Here is a 20,723-nt window from a genome sequence, read left to right on the forward strand (position 1 = left end):
TTGAACCAATCGGGCTTTCACGGGCAGTTATCCCCCACCTATCTTCTTCGCTTTTCTCTCAATCTGGAGGTGGGTGCTTACTGCCCGTTAATGCGGGATAAAAGGGGTGTAATAGTGGAATTTATATATGCATTTTTAGTTGGAGGTGCGATTTGTGTTGTCGGACAACTATTGTTAGATTTTGCAAAATTAACACCTGCACATGTTATGGCAATCTTCGTAGTAGCTGGTGCTATTTTAGATGGTTTTGGCATTTATGACAAACTGATTCAGTTTGCAGGAGCGGGAGCAACTGTTCCGATTACAAGTTTTGGTCATTCTTTATTGCATGGTGCGATGGAAGCTGCAGAAAAGCATGGTTATCTTGGGATTGGAATGGGAATGTTTAAGTTAACATCTGTTGGAATTTCAGCAGCGATTTTGTTTGCATTTTTAGCAGCACTTATTTTTAAACCGAAAGGATAAATAAGATGAGAAGAAGGGTTATTTTGGTGACAGACGGAGATGAATATGCACAGCGAACAATCGAGTTACTGGCAAAGGAGTTTGGTGGACGATGTATTTCGGCCACGCAAAGTAATCCAACGAAATTAACGGGGAGAAAGATTGTTGAGCTTATCATGCAAACACCACATGACCCTGTTTTTGTTATGTTTGATGATAGCGGATATATTGGGGAAGGATCAGGAGAAAAGGCATTAAAATATGTGGCAACGAATAAACAAATCGATGTGCTTGGCGTGTTAGCTGTTGCTTCTAATACGCATCATTGGGAATGGGCACGTGTTGATGTAAGTGTCGATCGAGAAGGACGATTAACTGAATATGGCGTTGATAAATTTGGATTGGCAGATGTAGAAATAGGAAGAATTAACGGTGATACCGTTTACTGTTTAGATGAATTACATGTTCCTATTATTGTTGGAATCGGTGATATTGGGAAAATGTACGGCAATGATGACTGGAAACGCGGGTCGCCCATTTCAAAACAAGCAATTCAATTAATTTTAGAAAGGAGTGGGTTTTATGACCAACACCCAAAAGACTAATATACCAATTTCTTCATTTTTAAGTGACAATGAAAATTATTTGAAGCAAACTGTTGGACTTGGTGTTACGTTTGATGTGGGAATTCGTAAATTTCAAATCTTAGATAAAGAAATTGGTGTTTTGTTTGTGAACGGTTTATGTGATACGAACTATATCATACACATTCTCGAAGAGGCTATTGATACGAATGGAATCCGAAGGTATGGAGAAAATACGGTAAAGTTGTTAGAAAATCGTCTTATTCATCAACAAGTAAGTAAAGTAAAGACGATGGATGACGTCATATTGCAAGTTTTATCAGGTTTAATCGTTATTTTTGTAGAAGGAGAGACAGAAGCATTTGTAATCGATGTTCGTAGCTATCCAGGACGCACTCCGACAGAGCCGGATACAGAGAAAGTTGTCAGAGGTGCGCGCGATGGATTTGTTGAAAATATTATTGTAAACACAGCCCTTATTCGGAGACGTATTCGTGATCCTCGTTTGCGACATGAAATTATTCGGGTGGGAGAGCGGTCACGCACAGATCTTTGTATCGCATATATACAAGATATTGCGAATCCTGATTTAGTGAAAATATTAAAGCAAGAGCTAGAAAATATTCAAGTCGACGGTGTCACAATGGCAGATAAAACGATTGAGGAGTTTCTTGTAAAACAAGGGTACAACCCTTTTCCGCTGATTCGATATACAGAAAGACCAGATGTCGCTGCGACCCATTTGTTAGAAGGACATGTTTTACTCATGACAGATACTTCTCCTAGTGCAATTATTACACCAACAACATATTTTCATCATGTACAGCATGCGGAGGAATTTCGGCAAAATCCTGCTGTTGGAACATTTTTACGCTGGGTTCGTTTTTTAGGAGTTGTATTTTCTCTGTTCTTATTGCCACTTTGGCTTGTGTTTGTAATGGACCCTGCTTTATTACCAGAAAAGCTAGCGTTTATTGGACCGAATAAAGTGACCAATTTACCGATTGCCTTACAGATTATTTTAGCAGAAGTAGGGCTGGAATTTCTGAGGATGGCATCGATCCATACACCAACACCGCTGTCATCAGCGGCTGGGTTAATTTCGGCTATATTAATTGGTCAAATTGCAATCAATGTCGGTCTATTTGTACCAGAAGTCATTTTATATACTGCCATCTCTATGATTGGATCCTATGCAACGCCAAGTTATGAATTAGGATTAGGAAATAAGATTGGTAAATTGTTCCTCATTATATGTACTGCTTTATTTCAGGAAATAGGATTTGTTGTCGGAATGACATTGTTGATTTTATTTTTAGCATCTATTAGAAGTTTACAAACGCCATACCTTTGGCCGTTTCTTCCGTTTGATTGGGGAGCATTGGTGAAAATTTTAATACGCCCATCTATTTCTAGTTTAAAGGTACGCCCTAGTATCGTTCATCCTCAAAATATAAAGAGGCAAAAATGAGCAGAAGAATCAATTCTGCTCATTTTTGTTATAAATTTATCTGTTTTTAACAAAAACATAACATTTCTTTTGTACACTAGAAGTAAATATGATGTATGAAAGGGGAGATTACATGATTAAGTTATTTGTTAGCGATTTAGATGACACACTCGTTTATAACGTGAATCGGATCCATCGTGACGATGAAAAAGCATTATGCTGGTTAGCAGAGAAAGGTACGAATATTTGTTTTGCCTCTGGTCGCTTTACTCACCGTATTCATGCTGTTGTGAAACAATTCGCTTTCCCTTATTATACAACAGGATTAAATGGCGCCGTTTTATTAACAAAAGAAGGAGCAATGTTAAACGAATCAACTTTTGATGATGAGGTTGCCCGGGAAATATATAAATATATACATGAAAAAAAGATGGTGGATATTGTATGTGCGAAGGAGCATCGATATACAAAAAAGAAAAATGAACATCATCGTATGTTTGAAGAATATATTCAAGGAGAAATCGCAGAAGTAGAGACATTAGAGGAAGAATTCGGACAAACTATTCATCCAGCAAAATTATTTGTTTATGGAGAAGAAGAGAAAATTACAATGTTAGATCAAGAGTTGCGAAACGAATTCCAAGGCAAGGCAGAAGTCGTAATTTCAGGAAAGCGATACGTGGATATTATGCCAATGGGGATTAGTAAAGGAAGTGCACTGCAGCTTTTAATGGAACATTTACAAATAGAAGCACATGAAGTAGCGTGTATCGGGGATTCTTTTAATGATATTTCCATGTTTTCTGTGACGCCGCATTCCTTTACATTGCATCATGCTCATCCATATGTGAAAGAAAAAGCGAGTCATATTGTTCGTTCTGTAGAAGAAGCGATTATGAAACTACCATTGTTAGCATAATAAAAAGCTCGTTATTAACGAGCTTTTTATTACTTAAATAGCGATTTAATAAAGTCAATGAAGCTAGCGAATACGCCTTTTAATTTTTCTAAAAAGCCTTGACCTTGTTCAGAACCTAGAAACGCTGAAACGTGTTCTTTTGCTTTATTTAATTGGCTACTAACTTGATTCCAATCAATATTTAAGTTTTTCATTTTGTCAAAGAGTGATACTAAATTATCAAGTTGTTCATCAGTTAATGTAATTCCGAGCTGATCTGCAATCTTTTTAATGAGTGAACGTAAATCTTCTTTTGTTTTTGGTTGTTCTTTTGCGATTTCTTCTTTAACTTTTGCAACAAGTTGTACAGCTTTATCATTTCCGATTTGGTCACCAAGTTTTGCAGTTTGAACCATTTCTTCGTTCGCAACTTTTTTAACTTCTTCTGGAATTTCTTTTTTCGCTGCTGTCTCGTAAGCCTTCATTAAGCCTGTTAAAGCTGCAGTTCCTGATACTTTAAATGGTGCGGTAATGTAAATATTCGCATCTTTTACACCTGCTGTAATTAATGCGTTTGTATACATTGCATCTGTTACCCAATTAATATTATGCGCTTGTACAACAAGGCCAGATCCTTTTTTTGTATACGTAATCATAGAAGAAGAAATTGCTTTCGTGCCAATTTGAGCGTTTGGTACAACCCCATCTAAATATTTATGTTCTTCCGCATTTGATACCGTAATAATTTGCGCATCTTTTGGCGCTTTCATTTCTTCGCGAAGCTGTTGTTTTTGCTGATCTGTTAAATTTTCTCCTAATGTAACAATAGACTCTCCCTCAATCACGTCTGCATATGAAGCTGTTGGAATCAAAAAGACCATAACAGCTAGTAGCAGTGCTAACAATTTCGTTTTCACGAAAAATCGCTCCCTTTCTCTTTCTGAAATTTTCGGGTAACAAAGTAATTATAGTATATTTTTTATGTTTGTCATCCGTCTTTAGATTGATTTTAGAAAGAAACAGTAGGATTGTCGGATTTTAACACGGTTTTCACAATAATATTTTTGTTTATTACAGTGATTGTGGTAATATAAGGCTGAGATTGTTGAAAGGAGCTTATTATACATGAAAACTTTAGGATACATATTAATGGAAAATGGTGAAAAAATCGAATTAGAATTTTTCGCAGAAGAAGCACCAAAAACAGTAGAAAACTTTAGAAAATTAGCTAATGAGGGGTTTTATGATGGATTAACATTCCACCGCGTTATTCCTGGTTTCGTATCTCAAGGGGGCTGCCCAATTGGAAACGGAACTGGCGGACCAGGCTATTCAATCCCATGTGAAACAGATGGAAATCCTCACAAACATACAGTAGGCGCACTTTCTATGGCGCATGCTGGAAGAAATACTGGAGGAAGCCAGTTCTTTGTTGTACATGAACCACAACCGCATTTAGACGGCGTTCATACTGTATTCGGAAAAGCAACAAGCGGTATTGAGACAGTATTAAATATGCGTCAAGGCGATGTTATGAAAGAAGTTAAAGTTTGGGAAGAGTAAAATGGTAAGAGGGGGCAAAAGGCTCTCTCTTTTTTTATTAAAAAAGAATTTGTAAGGTAAGATCAGTACAAGATACGTATAGGAGAATTTGTGTATTTTTTGTGTCATTTAAATTTTTTCAACATATAAGTTGCAGCTATGCAGAAGTGTGAGCTGCACTTGTTTCCACCCTTTATTTTAAACGTTGCACGTGGCAGAAAAAGGTTCTGACCGTTTCTATGCATGGCCAGAAGCTCTCGCCCCCCTAAAAAGAAAGCGGTTTTTATGTCGGTTTTTTAACTTGTATATATAGATATGAACAATACAATGCTATTAGCATAATATAAACAGAATATCAACATTTGACTTCCGCTATCCCTCTTTGTATGATTATAACGTTGTTTTTAGGCAAGCCTTCTCAGCGTGTTAGAAATATTGTAAAATAGACATGATATGAACATGCTGGCTGAGGGGATATGATTTGTAACTTTTGTAAGAAGGGATAAATTTCATGTTAATTCGTTTTAAAAAAAGTTATGAAAAAATTGCAATGGGACTTCTTTCTTTTATGCCAATGGAAAAAGACATAAAGCGATTACAAGCAACGATGAAAGATTATGAACAAAATGATGATTGGCAGCTGTACTTATGGAAGGAAGACGATGCGATTGTTGGGATTATTGGGACGGTAAAGCACGATGATGGTGTACTAGAAATTCAACATATTAGTGTGAATCCTTCGCATCGTCAAGCGGGAATTGGAACAAAAATGGTACAAGAATTACAAACAATGCTGCCAAATATTACGGTATGCGGAAACGAACAAACATCTAGTTTTTGTAAGAAGTGCAAAGAAGTTGAACATAATGTGCATTAGTAAAAGCAGAGATAACCTTATCTCTGCTTTCTCTTTTGTAATTGTATATTTCGCTCGCTAATTACATCTTCACGATTACGGCGGGAGTGTTTATGAATAATATCTTCGCTTGGAGTAGAAGAAGTCTCTTTCCATGGTAAGCCTTTCGTTTGGCATAATTGTATACATATGTTTTCTAAATTCGAATCAGCAATAGGAAGAAATAGTGTTGTATAAGAATCATGATTTTGAATGATGTGCAGTCGTTCCTCAAGAATCAATAGTAGTTGCGAATACTCTAAACCTAATGCTTCTATATGTTGTTTTTCATTCTGTAAAATAAATAGGGCACTCTTCATCATTCGCTCAGCACCGTTCCAATTAGAGCGTCTATGGTGATATAAAGCGACAGCAATTTGAATGAGTCCGACCCAATGCTGTTCTCGCTCTCCGCGTGGCTTTGTTTTCCAATGTTCTTCTAAAACTTCGTGACATTCAAAGTAGTCGTAATCACTATGAAAATGAATTAAAAACTGTATGTATGCTTCATAATACATGCTTTTCACTCCAATTCTAAGCAGTGTTGTATATAGTGTAGCATAAAGCGACTAGAGAGTGCTCTAGTCGCTTTATGTCGGTTAGCAAAAACAAGCTGCGCCGACAATAATTAATAAAATAAACAACACAACTAGTAAAGCGAATCCGCCGTGGAAACCTCCAGTAACATGACCCATAGTTTGTAACCTCCTACAATGTACTCATTACACTGTTATCATATGAATCGGATGGGCATTGTGGCCTAGGTATACGTCTATTTTTAATTAATTTTTTGAAAAAGGTTGGATAGTACATAAGTATGCACTATACTTATGATGTTATAGAAAAAATGTGGTGGGATGATTTGTGCAATATAATTTTAAAGTTGAGGCATTTGAAGGCCCTTTAGATTTACTATTACATTTAATTAATCGTTATGAAATTGATATATATAACATTCCTGTAGCGGAAATTACAGAACAATATTTATCATATATCCATGCGATGAAAGAATTACAGCTTGATGTTGCAAGTGAATATTTAGTTATGGCAGCGACGCTATTACAAATTAAAAGTAAAATGTTGCTTCCAAAGTATGAAGAAGATGTACAAGATAGCAGTGAAGAATATATGGAAGATCCTCGGCAAGAATTAATGGAACGTCTAATTGAATATAAGAAATATAAGCAAGTTGCTACTCAATTAAAAGAAAAAGAACAAGAACGAGCGCAGTTATATACACGGCCTCCTCTTGATTTTATGATGTTTCAAAAAGAGGAGGCTGAAAAGCTGCCGATTGATGTTACGTTATATGATATGTTAGCAGCATTCCAAAAGCTCATGCGTCGTAAGAAAATACAGCGGCCGGTTACAGCTACAGTTACTAGGCAGGAAATCCCAATTGAACAACGAATGGGCGATGTTTTAAAACAATTGGAGCTTGCAGGAGGTCGTCAAAGTTTTTACGATTTATTTGTAGATGATGATCGAGATATGATTGTTGTTACATTTTTAGCAATTTTGGAACTTATGAAACATCAGAAAATTGTTATCGAGCAAGAGCGTAATTTTGATGAAATCTTTTTAATGAAACAATAGCTGTAATGTTTGACCGAACGTAAATTGTTGTTCGGTCTTTATGACGTATATGGATACAAAGAATGCGAGAAAGGAGCTTTTTGCGTTGGAAAGACAAGAACAAAAGGCAGTTATAGAGGGGCTGCTGTTTGTAGCAGGGGATGAAGGGATTTATCCAGAACAAATTGCAAAAGTATTAGAGGTAGAAGTGAGAAATGTAATACAACTTGTAGAAGAGCTGCAGGAAGAATATGATCAATTGCATCACGGCTTGCAGATTGTTCAATTTGCAAAAGCGTATCGTTTTACAACGAAAAAAGAGCACGCACCGTATTATCAAAAATTGATGGATGTGCCAACAACTGCATCTTTATCGCAAGCAGCATTAGAAACATTAGCGATTATCGCCTATCGCCAGCCAATTACAAGAACTGAAATCGAAGAAATTCGCGGTGTAAAAACAGAGCGCGCTCTTCAAACGCTTGTATCTCATTTATTAATTAAAGAAGTAGGACGTGCAGAAGGGCCGGGACGCCCTATTTTATACGGCACAACAAAAGAGTTTTTAGATACATTTGCATTGCAAACATTAGATGAATTACCTGCTCTGTCAGAAGAAGGCGAAGGAATGAATGAAGCGGATTTATTCTTTGGTTCTTTACAAGAAATTTCGAAGTGAAAGCTTGGCATTTTGCCAAGCTTTTTTGTATATGAAATCAAAGCTGCGTCATACTAAATAGAAAAAGGAGAAGGTGTATGAAAGATGTACGTATCGCTCTTTTTCTATTTTCAGCAGTATTATGTATAACTTTAAATAGTGCATCTCCTATACGTCAGCATGCTTCTATACATATGGTTTCCTCCTTTTCGAGTCAGCGTACACATTTAGGTAAGATGACTGTAAATTTTTTAAGAGTTGGACAAGGTGACGCAACAATTATTTCCTTACCAAACGGGAAAACAATTTTAATTGATGGTGGTCCGTATGAGGCCGGGGAGCCTATTATAGATAAGTTAATTAAGAAGGGGATTAAACGCTTAGATGTTGTTATTGGTACACATCCTGATATGGATCATATCGGAGGGTTAATTCCAATTATTGAACAAATGCCGGTTTCACTTGTGTTAGATAGTGGGAAATTATATAGTTCATTTACATATCATTCGTATATGAGAAGTATTAAAAAAAGAGGAGTTCCATTTTTACGTGTAAAGGAAGGACAATATATTCCCTTAGATCCTCATATTTCTGTTCAAGTATTAAATGATGGAAAAACAAAACGAGAAAATAATGAGTCATCTATTGTATTGAAAATTCGTTATGGTAAGGCTGATTTTTTATTCATGGGGGATGCTGATACACATACAGAGGAAGAAATTGTGAAGAAGTACGATGTGCATGCAGATGTGCTAAAAGTTGGCCATCACGGTTCATATACATCAACGAGCGAACAGTTTATAACGGCTGTTGCACCGCAGTTTGCTATTATTTCGTATGATAAAAAGAATCCGTATGGTCATCCGCATCGAAGTGTGGTGAAACGATTATATCGGCATGGTGTGACCGTACATACTACGGTGAAAAATGATGTTGAAATTGAAACGGATGGTGAGTGTATCACATTCCAGCATCAGTTACCTTTGCCGTTGTTAAAATAGTGTATGTATCATTCATTTCAGCAGCGTATGAAAGAAATCAAAGCTGCTGAAATGATAAGTATAGTTACATTCGTTTATCCGGCTATTCGTGGGCAGTAATACTCCCATCTCAAAATTCGGTGAAAGCATTGTCCAGTTCCAGTGGCTAGAATGTTTGGTGGCTTCGCTTCTTCCTACGAGGTAAAAAACACCTCTACGTCAGAAGCTCCATCCCCCTCACATTCTGGGCGAGCCACTTCCACATTTCTTTGTTGTCCAGCTCTAGCGGCTAGAATCTCCGGCCGTTTCGCCCCCTCGGACGAGGCAAAAAGCGCCTCTCTGTCAGGGGCGTGGGCGTCCTGCGATTCTGAACGAGCCGCTTCCGCTTTTCTTAAGAAGTTAGGTGGGAGATAAACTGCTAGCATGCGCCCGATTGGTGAGGGCTGATTAAAGTTTCACTTTATATACAGTAGCGTTTCATGGTTTTTCTTAATATACATATAATGAAATATTTAAGTCATGCATCATACGGTGTATTTCTACAAGTGTAGTTCCTTTTTTGTTTCGTATAGGAGGGAATATTTTGAAAGTCCTTTTTAATAAAATGAATGTTCTATATTATAATTAGAGAAGAAAAACAAAATTCCCTTTTTCTTATATCAAAAATCCATCTATAATGTATAGACAACTACTCGTGTATATAATATGATAGTGATAGGTAATAAGACAAGTAGGGATTACAGGGGAAAGGATCGATGAAAATGAAAACGCAAGTCGTCATCAATGCCAAAATTTATACAGGTCGTGAAGTGGTAGAAAGTGCTTTTATTCGTTACACGGATCAAATTCAAGAACTTGGATTGATGGCTCAGTATGTACCGCAAGAAAATGAAAAGGTTCATGATATAAAAGGGAATATTGTGATTCCAGGTATGATTGATGTTCATATTCACGGTGGGTACGATATTGATGCAATGGATGCAAATAGCGACGGATTAGTAACTCTCGGTAAACAGCTGTTACAAGAAGGAGTTACGACGTTCTTTCCAACAACAATGACACAGTCTTCTCAAGCAATTGAAGCGGCTTTGGGCGCTGCGAAGGAAGCAAAGGGAAAAGGTGCACATTTCGAATATATTCATTTAGAAGGTCCGTACGTTTCAAAAAAACGTGCAGGTGCACAGCCACTGGAATACATTGTCCCTGCAAATATTGAGCAATTTAAGCAATGGCAAACAGAAAGCGGAAATTTAATTAAACTTGTAACATATGCTCCAGAAGAAGAAGGGGCGCGTGAGTTTGAAGAATATCTCGCAGCAACGGGTGTCATCGGTACAATTGGACATACAGATGCAACGAATGAGCAATTAATAGGGAGAAACATTACACATGCAACGCACCTTTATAATCAAATGCGTGGTTTGCATCACCGTGAGCCAGGTGTAGTTGGTCATGTGTTATTAAATTCAGATGTAATGGTCGAAGTAATTACAGATGGTATTCATATTCACCCGGATATGGTGAAAGTGGCATATAAATTAAAAGGCGCTAAAAAAGTGAGTGTCATTACAGATGCGATGCGTGCAAAAGGCTTAGCAGATGGATTATATGAACTTGGCGGACAACCGGTTATCGTAAAAGATGGTAGCGCACGATTAGAAGATGGCACATTAGCAGGTAGTATTTTGAAAATGGACGAAGCGTTGCGCAACGTAATAGCGTTTACTGGATGCTCCATCGAAGAAGCTGTTCTTATGACATCAGTTAACCAAGCAGAGGAATTTGGATTGGTAAACAAGGGCGTTTTAGAAACAGGAAAAGATGCGGATTTTGTTATTATGTCTGAAGATTTATATGTACAAGATACAGTTCGATTAGGGATTCATATGAAAGAGGGGAAGTAAATGAATATCGTTGTTGTAAAAACTCCGGAAGAATTAGCAGAAGCGGGCTATAAATTAATTGAACATGTTGTAAAATCAAAAGAAAATCCAGTATTAGGAATGGCTACAGGCAGCTCTCCATTAGGGATTTATGCATTAATGAGAAAAAATAAACTTGATACAAGCCGTGCAACCACTGTAAACTTAGATGAGTACGTAAATTTACCACAGGAAGACAAAAACAGCTATCATTATTTTATGAAAGAACAGTTGTTTAATCATCTTCCATTTAAAGAAACGTATGTACCAAATGGAATGGCAGGCGATTTACAAGAAGAATGTAAGCGTTATGAAAGTATTATTGATGCCAATTCAGTTGATTTACAAATTCTTGGAATCGGTGAAAACGGTCACATCGGATTTAATGAGCCGGGAACACCATTTGATTCTGTAACTAACATTGTGGAGTTAACAGAATCTACCCGTCAAGCAAACCGTCGTTTCTTCGAAAAAGAAGAAGATGTGCCAACGCATGCTATTACAATGGGGATCGGTAGCATTATGAAAGCAAAGCAAATTTTACTCGTCGCTTCTGGTGTGAAAAAAGCAGCAGCGATTAAGGAAATGCTACAAGGGAAAGTAAGCGAAGGGTGTCCGGCTACTGTTTTACAACATCATCCAAATGTAACCGTAATCGCAGATCAAGAAGCTCTATCTTTATGCAGTGAGGCGATTGCTGATGAATATCGACAAGTATTCACCATTTCCGATCTATTATCAGATTCAGGAGTGGGTGAAGCAACTAATTGAAGCCGGTGAATGGAAGCCGGGAGATAAAATTCCATCTGAAAATGAATTATGTGATAAGTTTGAAGTAAGTCGAATGACAATTAGACAGGCCATCAATAACTTAGTTGAACAAGGGTATTTACATCGGAAACGTGGAATTGGAACTTTTGTGCAACTTCCGAAGGTTGAGCAAAAGTTGCAAGGCATGACAGGATTTACAGAGGATATGCTCTCTCGTGGAATGAAACCAAGTAGTGTGTTATTAAGCTTTCACCTTGTTCCAGCTACTGCTGAAATAGCAGAGAGGCTTAGAATTCAAGAGGGAGAATCGGTTTACGAGGTAAGGCGTATTCGCTTAGCTGATGAAGAACCAATTGCGTTTGAGACAACGTATTTGTCATCATCTCTTGTAAAAGATATTAATGAAGAAATTTTGCAGCAATCATTGTATGAGCACTTAGAAAAAAAACTAGGCTTTAAGCTAATTCGTGCTACGCAATCTATTGAAGCGTCTATTGCAACGGACGAAGAGGCAGAGCACCTTCATATTCCAAATAAAGCACCAGTGCTTGTAATGAGACAATGGTCATATGCAGAAGGCGAGCTGCCGTTGGAATATGTAAAATGTATTTACAGAGGAGATCGTTATAAGTTTATTACAAACATTTCACGCAGTAAGTAAAACGTGAAGTTTTATGTTGTGAAATAAAGTGATACTTCTATTAGCGGAGGATTCCCGCTGATAGTTAATTGGACGACTCACAATCTTGAGGTAAGGGCTTTATTGCCCGTTAATGAAGGGTAAAAATATGACTCATCCTTAAAAGGAGTGAGTCGTATTTTTTTGTTCTTGATTATAACGAAGAACATATTCGATTGCTTTTTTGACAGAGGGAACAATATGTGATGCATGCTGCCTTACTTCATCGTCTGCACCCGCCATCGCAAAGCTATGAGGTGTTAAAGCAAACATAGGGATATCATTATAAGAATCACCAATACAAGCTATTTCATTAGGACCAATATTAAATTCCTTTAATAAAACAGAAATAGCTGAACCTTTACTAATGTTAGGAGGCATAACATCTAAACATTGTTCGGCAGAAATAAAAGTACTTATCTTTCCTTTGAATTTTTCGTCGATTTGCTTTTGAAGAACAATTAAATCTTCTTTTGTACCACCAACTGAAATTTTATTTGGGAAAATTGTTGTATCAATTTTTCCGAGCAAGTTTGGTTCTTCAACGGAAGTCATTTTTACCTGTTTTTCGAGCTCATGAATAAATGGTGTTTTTTCCTCGATGTAATAATTATATTCATCACTTACATAACGAAAGAATGGTTCTTTATTTGTTATAGATAACAGCTCTGGTAAAATAGTAGAATCGAATGTTGCTGATAAGAGTTGTTTATTTTCGTGTGTATATACAAATACACCGTTCACACTAATACGATGAAAATTCATGTCAACTTTGTTCATTAAATCAGCAATTTCATTATCAAGCCTTCCAGATGCGAAACAAAGAATTATATTTTGATCAGCAAGGCTACGCAGTGCATCTACATCTTGGTTATCGATTACACCTCCGTGTTGCATCATTGTGCCATCGATATCGCTTATAAACATTTTAATCATGATGTGGCTCCTTTCTACTAGACGTATGCCTTTACATTATACGCATCTCGAACATTCATGTCTAAAAAATGACATTTCTAAAATGGTAGATGTTTGACATTGACGAAAAATAAGATTGTTCTGTAACATGAAAGTAGACGTTTTACGCACAAGGGTGGTGTTGTATGGATAATTGTCTCGAAATTAAAAAAGTTTTAAATAATAATGTTATTATTGCTGTCCATCCAGAACACGAAGAAGTGGTCGTTATCGGAAAAGGGATTGGGTTTGGGAAAAAAGCAAGAGAAATGTTACAAGTAGAACAGATTGAAAAAATGTTTGTATTAACAAATGAACGTGAGCGTGAACAATACAAACTTCTTGTTCCGCATGTGAGCGAGAAATTGATTGAATTAATGAACGATCTCATGTTTTATATTCAAGATCGAGTAGAAACACCATTAAATGAGCATATTCATATTGCCTTAACCGATCATATTGCTTTTGCCATAAAGCGATTAAAGCAAGGGTTTACAGTAGATAATCCATTTTTAGTGGAAACAAAAGTGTTGTATCCAAATGAATATAAAATTGCAGAAGAAGTAGTAGAATTAATCAATTCTCGCTTAAATATTCATCTTCCAGAAGGAGAGATTGGGTTTATTGCACTGCATATTTATAGCTCTGTTACAAACTCTGAATTGTCTTCTGTTAATCAAAATTCTAAATTAATTGCTCACCTTGTTTCTTTAATTGAAACAAATTTACAACTTGTGTTAGACAAAGAGAGCATTCATTATTTACGTCTCGTTCGTCATCTGCAATATGCAATTGAGCGGGTGAAGAATGGAGAGAAAGTGGAAGAATCACAAAACTTTGCGGATCTTTTAAAAGCTGAATATCCAGAGTGCTATAATTTAGCGTGGAAACTTGTAAAAGTGATGCAAAAACAATTGCAATTACCTGTGTATGAAGCAGAAACGATTTATTTAACTATGCATTTGCAGCGTTTAATGAAAGTTGAACAAGTTTAAACTTTGTCAAAAATGTAAACGTTAAAAAAAATTGTTGAATCGCTTACAATTGTTATGTATAATCAATTATACAAAGTTCTACTAAATTCGACAAATGAATAACAGTACACAAAGAAAACGTTTGCTTAAATTTGTGAACTTATTATGTATACCTATTTTTGACACGTGTTACTGATTCGATCAGGCATGAGTGAAGAAAAGATGGGAATGTAAGCTAAAGAAAGGGACATACTACCCTTTGTATAGCTATTGTTCTATCTTTTTTTTCCTCATGCCTTTTGGCGTTTGTCGAAAGTATCAATTTTATAAGAGAGGAAGGGTTTTTATGTTTAAGAAGATCTTTGGTGTTCTTCAAAAAGTCGGTAAAGCGCTTATGTTACCAGTTGCAATCTTACCGGCTGCAGGGATTTTACTTGGATTTGGTAATGCATTCCAAAATCCGCAGTTAACAAATCATATCCCAGCTTTAAAAGCAGATTGGTTCGTTCTAGTTGCAAAAATTATGGAACAATCTGGTGATATTATTTTCGGAAACCTTGCATTATTATTCGCAGTAGGGGTTGCCATCGGGTTAGCAGGTGGAGATGGAGTAGCTGGGTTAGCAGCCTTCGTTGGATACTTAATTATGAACAAAACGATGAGTGTATTCTTAGGAGTAGAAAAATTTGTTACAATTGTAAGTGACAAAGTTCCAGTTAAAACTGGTTTTACAGATCAAGCATATGCAAATGTATTAGGCATTCCGACACTTCAAACGGGAGTGTTTGGCGGTATCCTTGTAGGGATATTAGCAGCATACTGTTATAATAAATACTTTAATATTGAATTACCATCATATTTAGGATTCTTTGCTGGTAAACGTTTCGTTCCAATTGCAACAGCAACATTCTCTTTACTTTTAGGGATTTTAATGTGTTTTATTTGGCCGACAATTCAAGGCGGGTTGAATTCATTCTCGCATCACATGATTGATACAAATAGAACGTTAGCAGCATTTATATTCGGTTTAATTGAGCGTTCTTTAATTCCATTTGGATTACATCATATTTTCTATGCACCATTCTGGTTTGAGTTTGGTCAATATACAAATGCGGCGGGTGACGTTATTCACGGTGACCAAAAGATTTTCATGGCACAATTAAAAGATGGTGTTGAGTTAACAGCTGGTACATTTACAACTGGTAAATTCCCGTTCATGATGTTCGGTCTTCCAGCAGCAGCGTTAGCGATGTATCATGAAGCACGTCCAGAAAATAAAAAAATAGCAGCTGGTATTTTAGCTTCTGCTGCGTTAACAGCTTTCTTAACTGGTATTACAGAACCGATTGAGTTCTCATTCTTATTCGTAGCACCTGTATTATTTGGAATCCATGCAGTATTTGCTGGTTTATCATTTATGACTATGCAAATTTTAAACGTTAAAATCGGGATGACATTCTCTGGTGGTTTAATTGACTTTATTTTATTCGGTGTATTACCAAACCGTACAGCATGGTGGTGGGTAATTATTGTTGGTCTTGTACTAGCAGTGATTTACTACTTCGGATTCCGCTTTGCAATTCGCAAATGGGATTTAAAAACACCAGGTCGTGAAGTTGTTGAAGAAAATGACGGAGCAGGAAAAGTAGAAGCAGGCGAACTTCCAGGTGAGATTTTAGTAGCACTTGGCGGAAAAGAAAACATCGCTTCTTTAGATGCTTGTATTACACGTTTACGTGTACAAGTAAAGGAACAAAAGGGTGTAAACAAAGATCGTTTAAAAGAGCTTGGAGCAGCAGGTGTTCTTGAAATTGGTAACAATATTCAAGCTATCTTTGGTCCAAAATCAGATACATTAAAATCACAAATTCAAGATATTATGGCAGGTCGTGCAGTGCATGTTACAAAAGAAGTACCTGCAAAAGTAGAAGCACCTGTCCAAAAAGATACAAATGAAGTAATTGCGATTCCAATTGAAGGTAAAATTTTACCAATTACTGAAGTGCCAGATCAAGTATTTTCTGGGAAAATGATGGGTGATGGTTTTGCAATTGAACCAACAGAAGGAACAGTAGTATCTCCTGTAAATGGTGAAATTGTGAACGTATTCCCAACAAAACATGCAATTGGTATTCAATCAGAAGGCGGAAAAGAAATTTTAATTCACTTCGGTATTGATACGGTAAAATTAAATGGAGAAGGCTTTGAAGCACTAGTTTCTCAAGGAGATAAAGTAACACAAGGCCAACCATTATTAAAAGTAGATATAGCGTTTGTAAAAGAAAATGCACCTTCTATTATTACGCCAATTGTTTTCACAAACTTACAAGAAGGCCAACAAGTTGAAATTAAAAAGCAAGGTAATGTTAAGACAGGTGAAACAAGCGTTATTGACATTCATTAACATGTAGACACAAAATTTTGATAATTAAAATAGGCGATGCAGTTGACCGCTCATCGCCTATTTTATACAATATAGATGAGGTAATACTTACGTCTATACAACTTAAAAATATTGTAGTTTAAAGGAGATAGATTATTATGGAAAAAATCTTTAAAGTAACTAGCGAATCAGGAATTCATGCTCGTCCAGCAACTTTACTTGTAAACACTGCAAGCAAATTTGGCGCAGATATTAACTTGGAATATAATGGAAGAACTGTAAACTTAAAATCAATTATGGGTGTTATGTCTTTAGGGATTCAACAAGGCGCAGAAATCAAGATTACTGCAAACGGTGATGATGCAGCTCAAGCAGTAGCAGCTATCGAAGAAACTATGAAAAACGAAGGATTAGGAGAATAATGACTCTTAACATTAAAGGGATTGCTGCATCAAGTGGTATTGCCATTGCGAAGGCATTCCGTCTAGAAAATCCTGAATTTAACCTTGAAAAGAAAATGATTTCGGATGAAGCTGCGGAAATCGCACGCTTAGAAGCTGCGCTTGAAAAATCAAAATCTGAATTAGAAGCAATTAAAAATCATGCTTTTGCTGAGCTTGGTGCTGATAAAGCTGCTATCTTTGAAGCACATTTACTAGTATTAAATGATCCAGAACTAGTAAACCCAGTGAAAGATAAAGTGAAAAACGAAAAAGTAAACGCTGAATTCGCGATGGATGAAGTTGCATCAATGTTCATTACTATGTTTGAGAGCATGGATAACGAATATATGAAAGAACGTGCAGCTGATATTCGTGATGTGACAAAGCGTGTTATTGCACATCTACTTGGAGTTAACTTCTCAAACCCTAGTACAATTGCTGAAGAAGTAATCATCATTGCAGAAGATTTAACACCATCTGATACAGCTCAGTTAAACCGCAAATATGCAAAAGGTTTTACAACTGATATTGGTGGACGTACATCTCACTCTGCAATTATGGCTCGCTCTATGGAAATACCAGCTGTTGTTGGTACAAAGGTTGTTATGGAACAAATCCAAAACGGCGATATCGTAATTATCGACGGTTTAGACGGAGAAGTAATTGTAAACCCATCTGAAGAAACTCTTCGTGTTTATGAAGAAAAAAAATCACAATTTGAAGAACAAAAAACAGAGTGGGCAAAATTAAAAAATGAAGCGACAGTTACAGCAGATAATCAACATGTTGAGCTTGTAGCAAATATCGGTACACCGAAAGATGTAAAAGGTATTATCGACAACGGCGGTGAAGGCGTTGGCTTATATCGTACAGAATTCTTGTACATGGGCCGTGACAATCTTCCAACAGAAGAAGAACAATTTGAAGCATACAAAGCTGTTCTTGAAGGTGTAGGAGAAGGTCAGCCAGTTGTCGTTCGTACACTTGACATTGGTGGCGATAAGGAGCTTCCGTACTTACATTTACCAAAAGAAATGAACCCGTTCTTAGGCTACAGAGCAATTCGTTTATGCTTAGAAGAACAGGATATCTTCCGTACACAACTTCGCGCTTTACTTCGTGCAAGTGTATATGGTAACTTAAAAATTATGTTCCCGATGATTGCAACTCTTGATGAATTCCGTCAAGCAAAAGCAGTATTATTAGAAGAGAAAGAAAAACTTGTGCAAGCTAATGTAGCTGTTTCAGACGCTATTGAAGTAGGTATGATGGTTGAAATTCCTGCTTCTGCAGTATTAGCTGACCAATTTGCAAAAGAAGTAGATTTCTTCTCTATTGGAACGAACGACTTAATTCAATACACAATGGCAGCGGATCGTATGAATGAACGCGTATCTTACTTATATCAACCATATAATCCAGCGATTTTACGTCTTGTAAAAATGGTTATTGATGCAGCTCATAAAGAAGGAAAATGGGCTGGTATGTGCGGTGAGATGGCTGGGGATGCCCTAGCAATTCCGTTGTTAGTTGGATTAGGATTAGATGAGTTTAGTATGAGTGCAACATCTATTCTTCCAGCGAGAACACAAATTCGCAAGCTTTCAAAAGCACAAATGGAAGAATTAGCACAAAAAGCTTTAAACATGTCAACTGCTGAAGAAGTAGTAGAACTTGTGAAAAGTATTTAATGAAAAAACCTGGGACTGATTTGAAATCGGTCCCAGGTTTTTTTATACAATTCATTGTTTTCGAGTTAATTAACTTTTCATGTTTGTCAGTAGAAATAAACCCAGGAAAGCAATTGCTTTCCTGGGAATTATTCACTCCTTTTAGAAAGCGATGGCTACAACGTCTTCTGGGCAAACACGTAATATACCTCCACCTGGTATACTGCCTCCTGAGAAAAGTGCTACGCCATTTGAGAAGCCTTCAAATACAACGTTAGTAAAAGTACCGTTATCTCTAATTGTTAATAGAGTGACTCGAGTACCGACTGAAAGATTTCTAAGAACGTTACAAAAACGATTTCTATTACCAGTACGGCGATCGTCGTGTTTAAAGCTACGGCGGTTGCTGCGTCTATTGCTACGGCAGACGTTGTGTCTATTGCTACGGCGACCACAGTCATCAAATCCAAAACATCCTCCGAACATAATTCTCACCCCCTTCACATTAATAAGATATGCTCTAGGTACATGCTTTGTTTGGACATAGTGCAATTTTTTTAAAAGATTTTTTCCTATTTTGTAGGAAAAGAATAAATGTCTTAGGTAGACTGTTGCGATTCTTCTTATAACATATGAGAAGGGGGAAATGAGAGTTTGGACAAAAGCTGATATGGAAATAAAAAAGACTGCCCCTTTTTTTAGGGCAGTCTTTATATTTTTCTGCTTTTATATAAAACAATGATATATACAGGAAGTGCTAACAGTAATGGTGCAAAAGAGCGAGAGGTATACTGACTAATTTCTGATTGAAGCGTTGTTTCTTTTGAAAACTGTAGCATCGCAATATTTGTCATATCCCCAACGAAGTACAGAAGCAGTACTGTGACTATGTAGCATAATATGGCGATAAAGCTTCCATATAAATTCAACGAAAATCCCTCACTTGTTATCAATTTGTTACTATTGTATCATAATTGTAACAAAAAATCACTTTTAGATTCCAACCCGCTATTCTTAGGTAGTAATTCTCACTTAAGATTCAAAGAGAAGTGAAGAAGATAGGTAGAGGATAACGGTTGTCATGTGTACGATTGGTGAGAGCTCCCATTAATGAGGATGAAAAAACCTCCATCAGTGGAGGTTTTTTATTTTGCCCATTCTGTTACTTGTTCTACACTCATACGTGGTGCTGGGTGTCCTTCTAATGTAGATTCGCCAATTGTAATTAACATAATTGGAAGGTAACGAGAAGAAACATTAAACTCTTCCATTAATACTTGTGGGTTAAATCCGCCGATTGCACATGTATCCCAACCAGTTGCTTTGGCTGCAAGCATAAGTTGCATTGCTGCTAAAGATGCGTTTGAGAATGCTGCATCACGTGGATATTGTTCACGTTTATATGCACTTTCAATATTTTGTGTTAAACGATTTTTTGCTTCTTCTTGCATAAGTCCTTGGTCTACAAGTGGGCCGTATACAGCATCAATATTTTTATATGCTTCTAAGTCAGCTAATATAGCGACAACTGCAGATGCATCAAGAATTTGTTGTTGATTATATGCAATCGGATGTAAGCGGCGTTGTGCATTTTCTCCTTGGAATACGAGGAATTTCCAGTGTTGTAAATTCCAAGCTGACGGTGCTTGGCCAGCAGCCTTTAAAATATCATATAGTTCCTCTTTTGAAATTTCTTTTTCAGGGTTGAAGGCACGATTAGATGTACGTTCGTATAAAACAGTAAAGAAATCTTGCTTTGTCATTATAGTTCCTCCAAGCTTCATTTCTAATTGTAAATCATTTTAAATGTAAAAACGTTCTTTACTTACATTTTGTAAGTTAGTACTGTAAAAGGATATAATATATACATTTCTATTGTCAAGTTTTTTGAAAAAAGATAT

23 protein-coding genes are annotated in these 20,723 nt (G+C 36.6%); 16 read left to right on the forward strand and 7 right to left on the reverse strand.

The window, feature by feature from the left end:
* Positions 1-90 precede the first annotated feature (90 nt).
* The 4 genes from spoVAE to MR076_RS07175 all read left to right on the forward strand — a co-directional run bounded on the left by spoVAE (position 91) and on the right by MR076_RS07175 (position 3,397).
* Positions 91-465: a stage V sporulation protein AE gene (spoVAE, locus tag MR076_RS07160; protein WP_277928401.1), complete on the forward strand. Its 375-nt coding sequence runs from the start codon at positions 91-93 to the stop codon at positions 463-465.
* A 5-nt stretch (positions 466-470) separates the two neighbouring features.
* Complete coding sequence (gene spoVAEA / locus MR076_RS07165) at positions 471-1,049, forward strand: stage V sporulation protein SpoVABEA (protein WP_242219124.1); 579 nt, start codon at positions 471-473, stop codon at positions 1,047-1,049.
* Positions 1,027-2,499 (forward strand): spore germination protein, encoded by a 1,473-nt coding sequence (locus MR076_RS07170; RefSeq protein ID WP_242219125.1) that lies wholly within the window; start codon positions 1,027-1,029, stop codon positions 2,497-2,499. Before spoVAEA ends, MR076_RS07170 begins: the two co-directional genes overlap by 23 nt.
* A 112-nt stretch (positions 2,500-2,611) precedes the next feature.
* Entirely contained in the window at positions 2,612-3,397 is a 786-nt protein-coding gene (locus tag MR076_RS07175; RefSeq protein WP_242219128.1) for a Cof-type HAD-IIB family hydrolase, read from the forward strand.
* Between the two features lie 29 nt (positions 3,398-3,426).
* Here the strand turns inward: MR076_RS07175 and MR076_RS07180 are convergent, their stop codons facing one another.
* The gene (locus tag MR076_RS07180) at positions 3,427-4,293 is read right to left on the reverse strand and encodes a DUF1002 domain-containing protein (protein ID WP_242219131.1); all 867 of its coding nucleotides are present in this window, start codon (positions 4,291-4,293) and stop codon (positions 3,427-3,429) included.
* A gap of 208 nt (positions 4,294-4,501) precedes the next feature.
* Here MR076_RS07180 and MR076_RS07185 point away from each other — a divergent pair, with 208 nt between their 5' ends.
* Positions 4,502-4,939: a peptidylprolyl isomerase gene (locus MR076_RS07185; RefSeq protein ID WP_020059398.1), complete on the forward strand. Its 438-nt coding sequence runs from the start codon at positions 4,502-4,504 to the stop codon at positions 4,937-4,939.
* 490 nt (positions 4,940-5,429) lie between these two features.
* Complete coding sequence (locus MR076_RS07190; protein ID WP_242219134.1) at positions 5,430-5,795, forward strand: GNAT family N-acetyltransferase; 366 nt, start codon at positions 5,430-5,432, stop codon at positions 5,793-5,795.
* A gap of 17 nt (positions 5,796-5,812) precedes the next feature.
* Here MR076_RS07190 and MR076_RS07195 read toward each other — a convergent pair whose 3' ends face one another.
* Both MR076_RS07195 and MR076_RS07200 read right to left on the reverse strand, forming a co-directional pair.
* Positions 5,813-6,331: a DUF309 domain-containing protein gene (locus tag MR076_RS07195; RefSeq protein ID WP_242219136.1), complete on the reverse strand. Its 519-nt coding sequence runs from the start codon at positions 6,329-6,331 to the stop codon at positions 5,813-5,815.
* An 81-nt stretch (positions 6,332-6,412) separates the two neighbouring features.
* Positions 6,413-6,508 carry a YjcZ family sporulation protein gene (locus tag MR076_RS07200; protein WP_098914571.1) on the reverse strand — a complete coding sequence of 32 codons (96 nt, stop codon included), beginning with the start codon at positions 6,506-6,508 and terminating at the stop codon, positions 6,413-6,415.
* 169 nt (positions 6,509-6,677) lie between these two features.
* Between MR076_RS07200 and MR076_RS07205 the strand changes: the two genes are divergently transcribed.
* From MR076_RS07205 to phnF, 6 genes are all read left to right on the forward strand, one after another.
* Positions 6,678-7,409, forward strand: coding sequence for a segregation/condensation protein A (locus tag MR076_RS07205; protein WP_242219138.1), 732 nt, complete (start codon positions 6,678-6,680; stop codon positions 7,407-7,409).
* A gap of 85 nt (positions 7,410-7,494) precedes the next feature.
* Positions 7,495-8,067 (forward strand): SMC-Scp complex subunit ScpB, encoded by a 573-nt coding sequence (gene scpB, locus MR076_RS07210; protein WP_242219140.1) that lies wholly within the window; start codon positions 7,495-7,497, stop codon positions 8,065-8,067.
* Between the two features lie 77 nt (positions 8,068-8,144).
* Positions 8,145-9,047 carry a ComEC/Rec2 family competence protein gene (locus tag MR076_RS07215; RefSeq protein WP_242219144.1) on the forward strand — a complete coding sequence of 301 codons (903 nt, stop codon included), beginning with the start codon at positions 8,145-8,147 and terminating at the stop codon, positions 9,045-9,047.
* A 740-nt stretch (positions 9,048-9,787) separates the two neighbouring features.
* A complete protein-coding gene (nagA, locus tag MR076_RS07220; RefSeq protein ID WP_242219220.1) occupies positions 9,788-10,930 on the forward strand; it encodes an N-acetylglucosamine-6-phosphate deacetylase in 1,143 nt (380 codons plus the stop codon).
* The gene (locus MR076_RS07225) at positions 10,931-11,719 is read left to right on the forward strand and encodes a glucosamine-6-phosphate deaminase (RefSeq protein ID WP_242219146.1); all 789 of its coding nucleotides are present in this window, start codon (positions 10,931-10,933) and stop codon (positions 11,717-11,719) included. It abuts the gene before it with no gap.
* On the forward strand, positions 11,649-12,380 hold the full coding sequence (gene phnF / locus MR076_RS07230; protein ID WP_277928402.1) for a phosphonate metabolism transcriptional regulator PhnF: 732 nt from the start codon (positions 11,649-11,651) through the stop codon (positions 12,378-12,380). The genes MR076_RS07225 and phnF overlap by 71 nt, the downstream gene beginning before the upstream one ends.
* A gap of 138 nt (positions 12,381-12,518) precedes the next feature.
* Here the strand turns inward: phnF and MR076_RS07235 are convergent, their stop codons facing one another.
* Positions 12,519-13,334 (reverse strand): HAD family hydrolase, encoded by an 816-nt coding sequence (locus tag MR076_RS07235; protein WP_242219152.1) that lies wholly within the window; start codon positions 13,332-13,334, stop codon positions 12,519-12,521.
* A 164-nt stretch (positions 13,335-13,498) separates the two neighbouring features.
* Here MR076_RS07235 and glcT point away from each other — a divergent pair, with 164 nt between their 5' ends.
* The 4 genes from glcT (at position 13,499) to ptsP (ending at position 18,843) form a co-directional block, all read left to right on the forward strand.
* Positions 13,499-14,347 (forward strand): glucose PTS transporter transcription antiterminator GlcT, encoded by an 849-nt coding sequence (gene glcT, locus MR076_RS07240; RefSeq protein ID WP_242219158.1) that lies wholly within the window; start codon positions 13,499-13,501, stop codon positions 14,345-14,347.
* Positions 14,348-14,672: 325 nt separating this feature from the next.
* Positions 14,673-16,730 (forward strand): glucose-specific PTS transporter subunit IIBC, encoded by a 2,058-nt coding sequence (ptsG, locus tag MR076_RS07245; RefSeq protein ID WP_242219160.1) that lies wholly within the window; start codon positions 14,673-14,675, stop codon positions 16,728-16,730.
* A 137-nt stretch (positions 16,731-16,867) separates the two neighbouring features.
* Positions 16,868-17,131 (forward strand): phosphocarrier protein HPr, encoded by a 264-nt coding sequence (locus MR076_RS07250; RefSeq protein ID WP_242219161.1) that lies wholly within the window; start codon positions 16,868-16,870, stop codon positions 17,129-17,131.
* On the forward strand, positions 17,131-18,843 hold the full coding sequence (gene ptsP, locus MR076_RS07255; RefSeq protein WP_242219163.1) for a phosphoenolpyruvate--protein phosphotransferase: 1,713 nt from the start codon (positions 17,131-17,133) through the stop codon (positions 18,841-18,843). Before MR076_RS07250 ends, ptsP begins: the two co-directional genes overlap by 1 nt.
* A gap of 141 nt (positions 18,844-18,984) precedes the next feature.
* On the opposite strand, the gene MR076_RS07260 is transcribed toward ptsP, so the two are convergent.
* The 3 genes from MR076_RS07260 to MR076_RS07270 all read right to left on the reverse strand — a co-directional run bounded on the left by MR076_RS07260 (position 18,985) and on the right by MR076_RS07270 (position 20,585).
* Positions 18,985-19,308: a DUF3915 family protein gene (locus MR076_RS07260; RefSeq protein WP_242219166.1), complete on the reverse strand. Its 324-nt coding sequence runs from the start codon at positions 19,306-19,308 to the stop codon at positions 18,985-18,987.
* A gap of 224 nt (positions 19,309-19,532) precedes the next feature.
* On the reverse strand, positions 19,533-19,751 hold the full coding sequence (locus tag MR076_RS07265) for a hypothetical protein (protein ID WP_242219169.1): 219 nt from the start codon (positions 19,749-19,751) through the stop codon (positions 19,533-19,535).
* A 216-nt stretch (positions 19,752-19,967) separates the two neighbouring features.
* Positions 19,968-20,585 carry a nitroreductase family protein gene (locus MR076_RS07270; protein ID WP_242219170.1) on the reverse strand — a complete coding sequence of 206 codons (618 nt, stop codon included), beginning with the start codon at positions 20,583-20,585 and terminating at the stop codon, positions 19,968-19,970.
* Positions 20,586-20,723 lie beyond the last annotated feature (138 nt).

The sequence above is a fragment of the Bacillus cereus group sp. BfR-BA-01380 genome (genome assembly GCF_022663535.1).
Lineage (GTDB): Bacteria > Bacillota > Bacilli > Bacillales > Bacillaceae_G > Bacillus_A > Bacillus_A cereus_BB.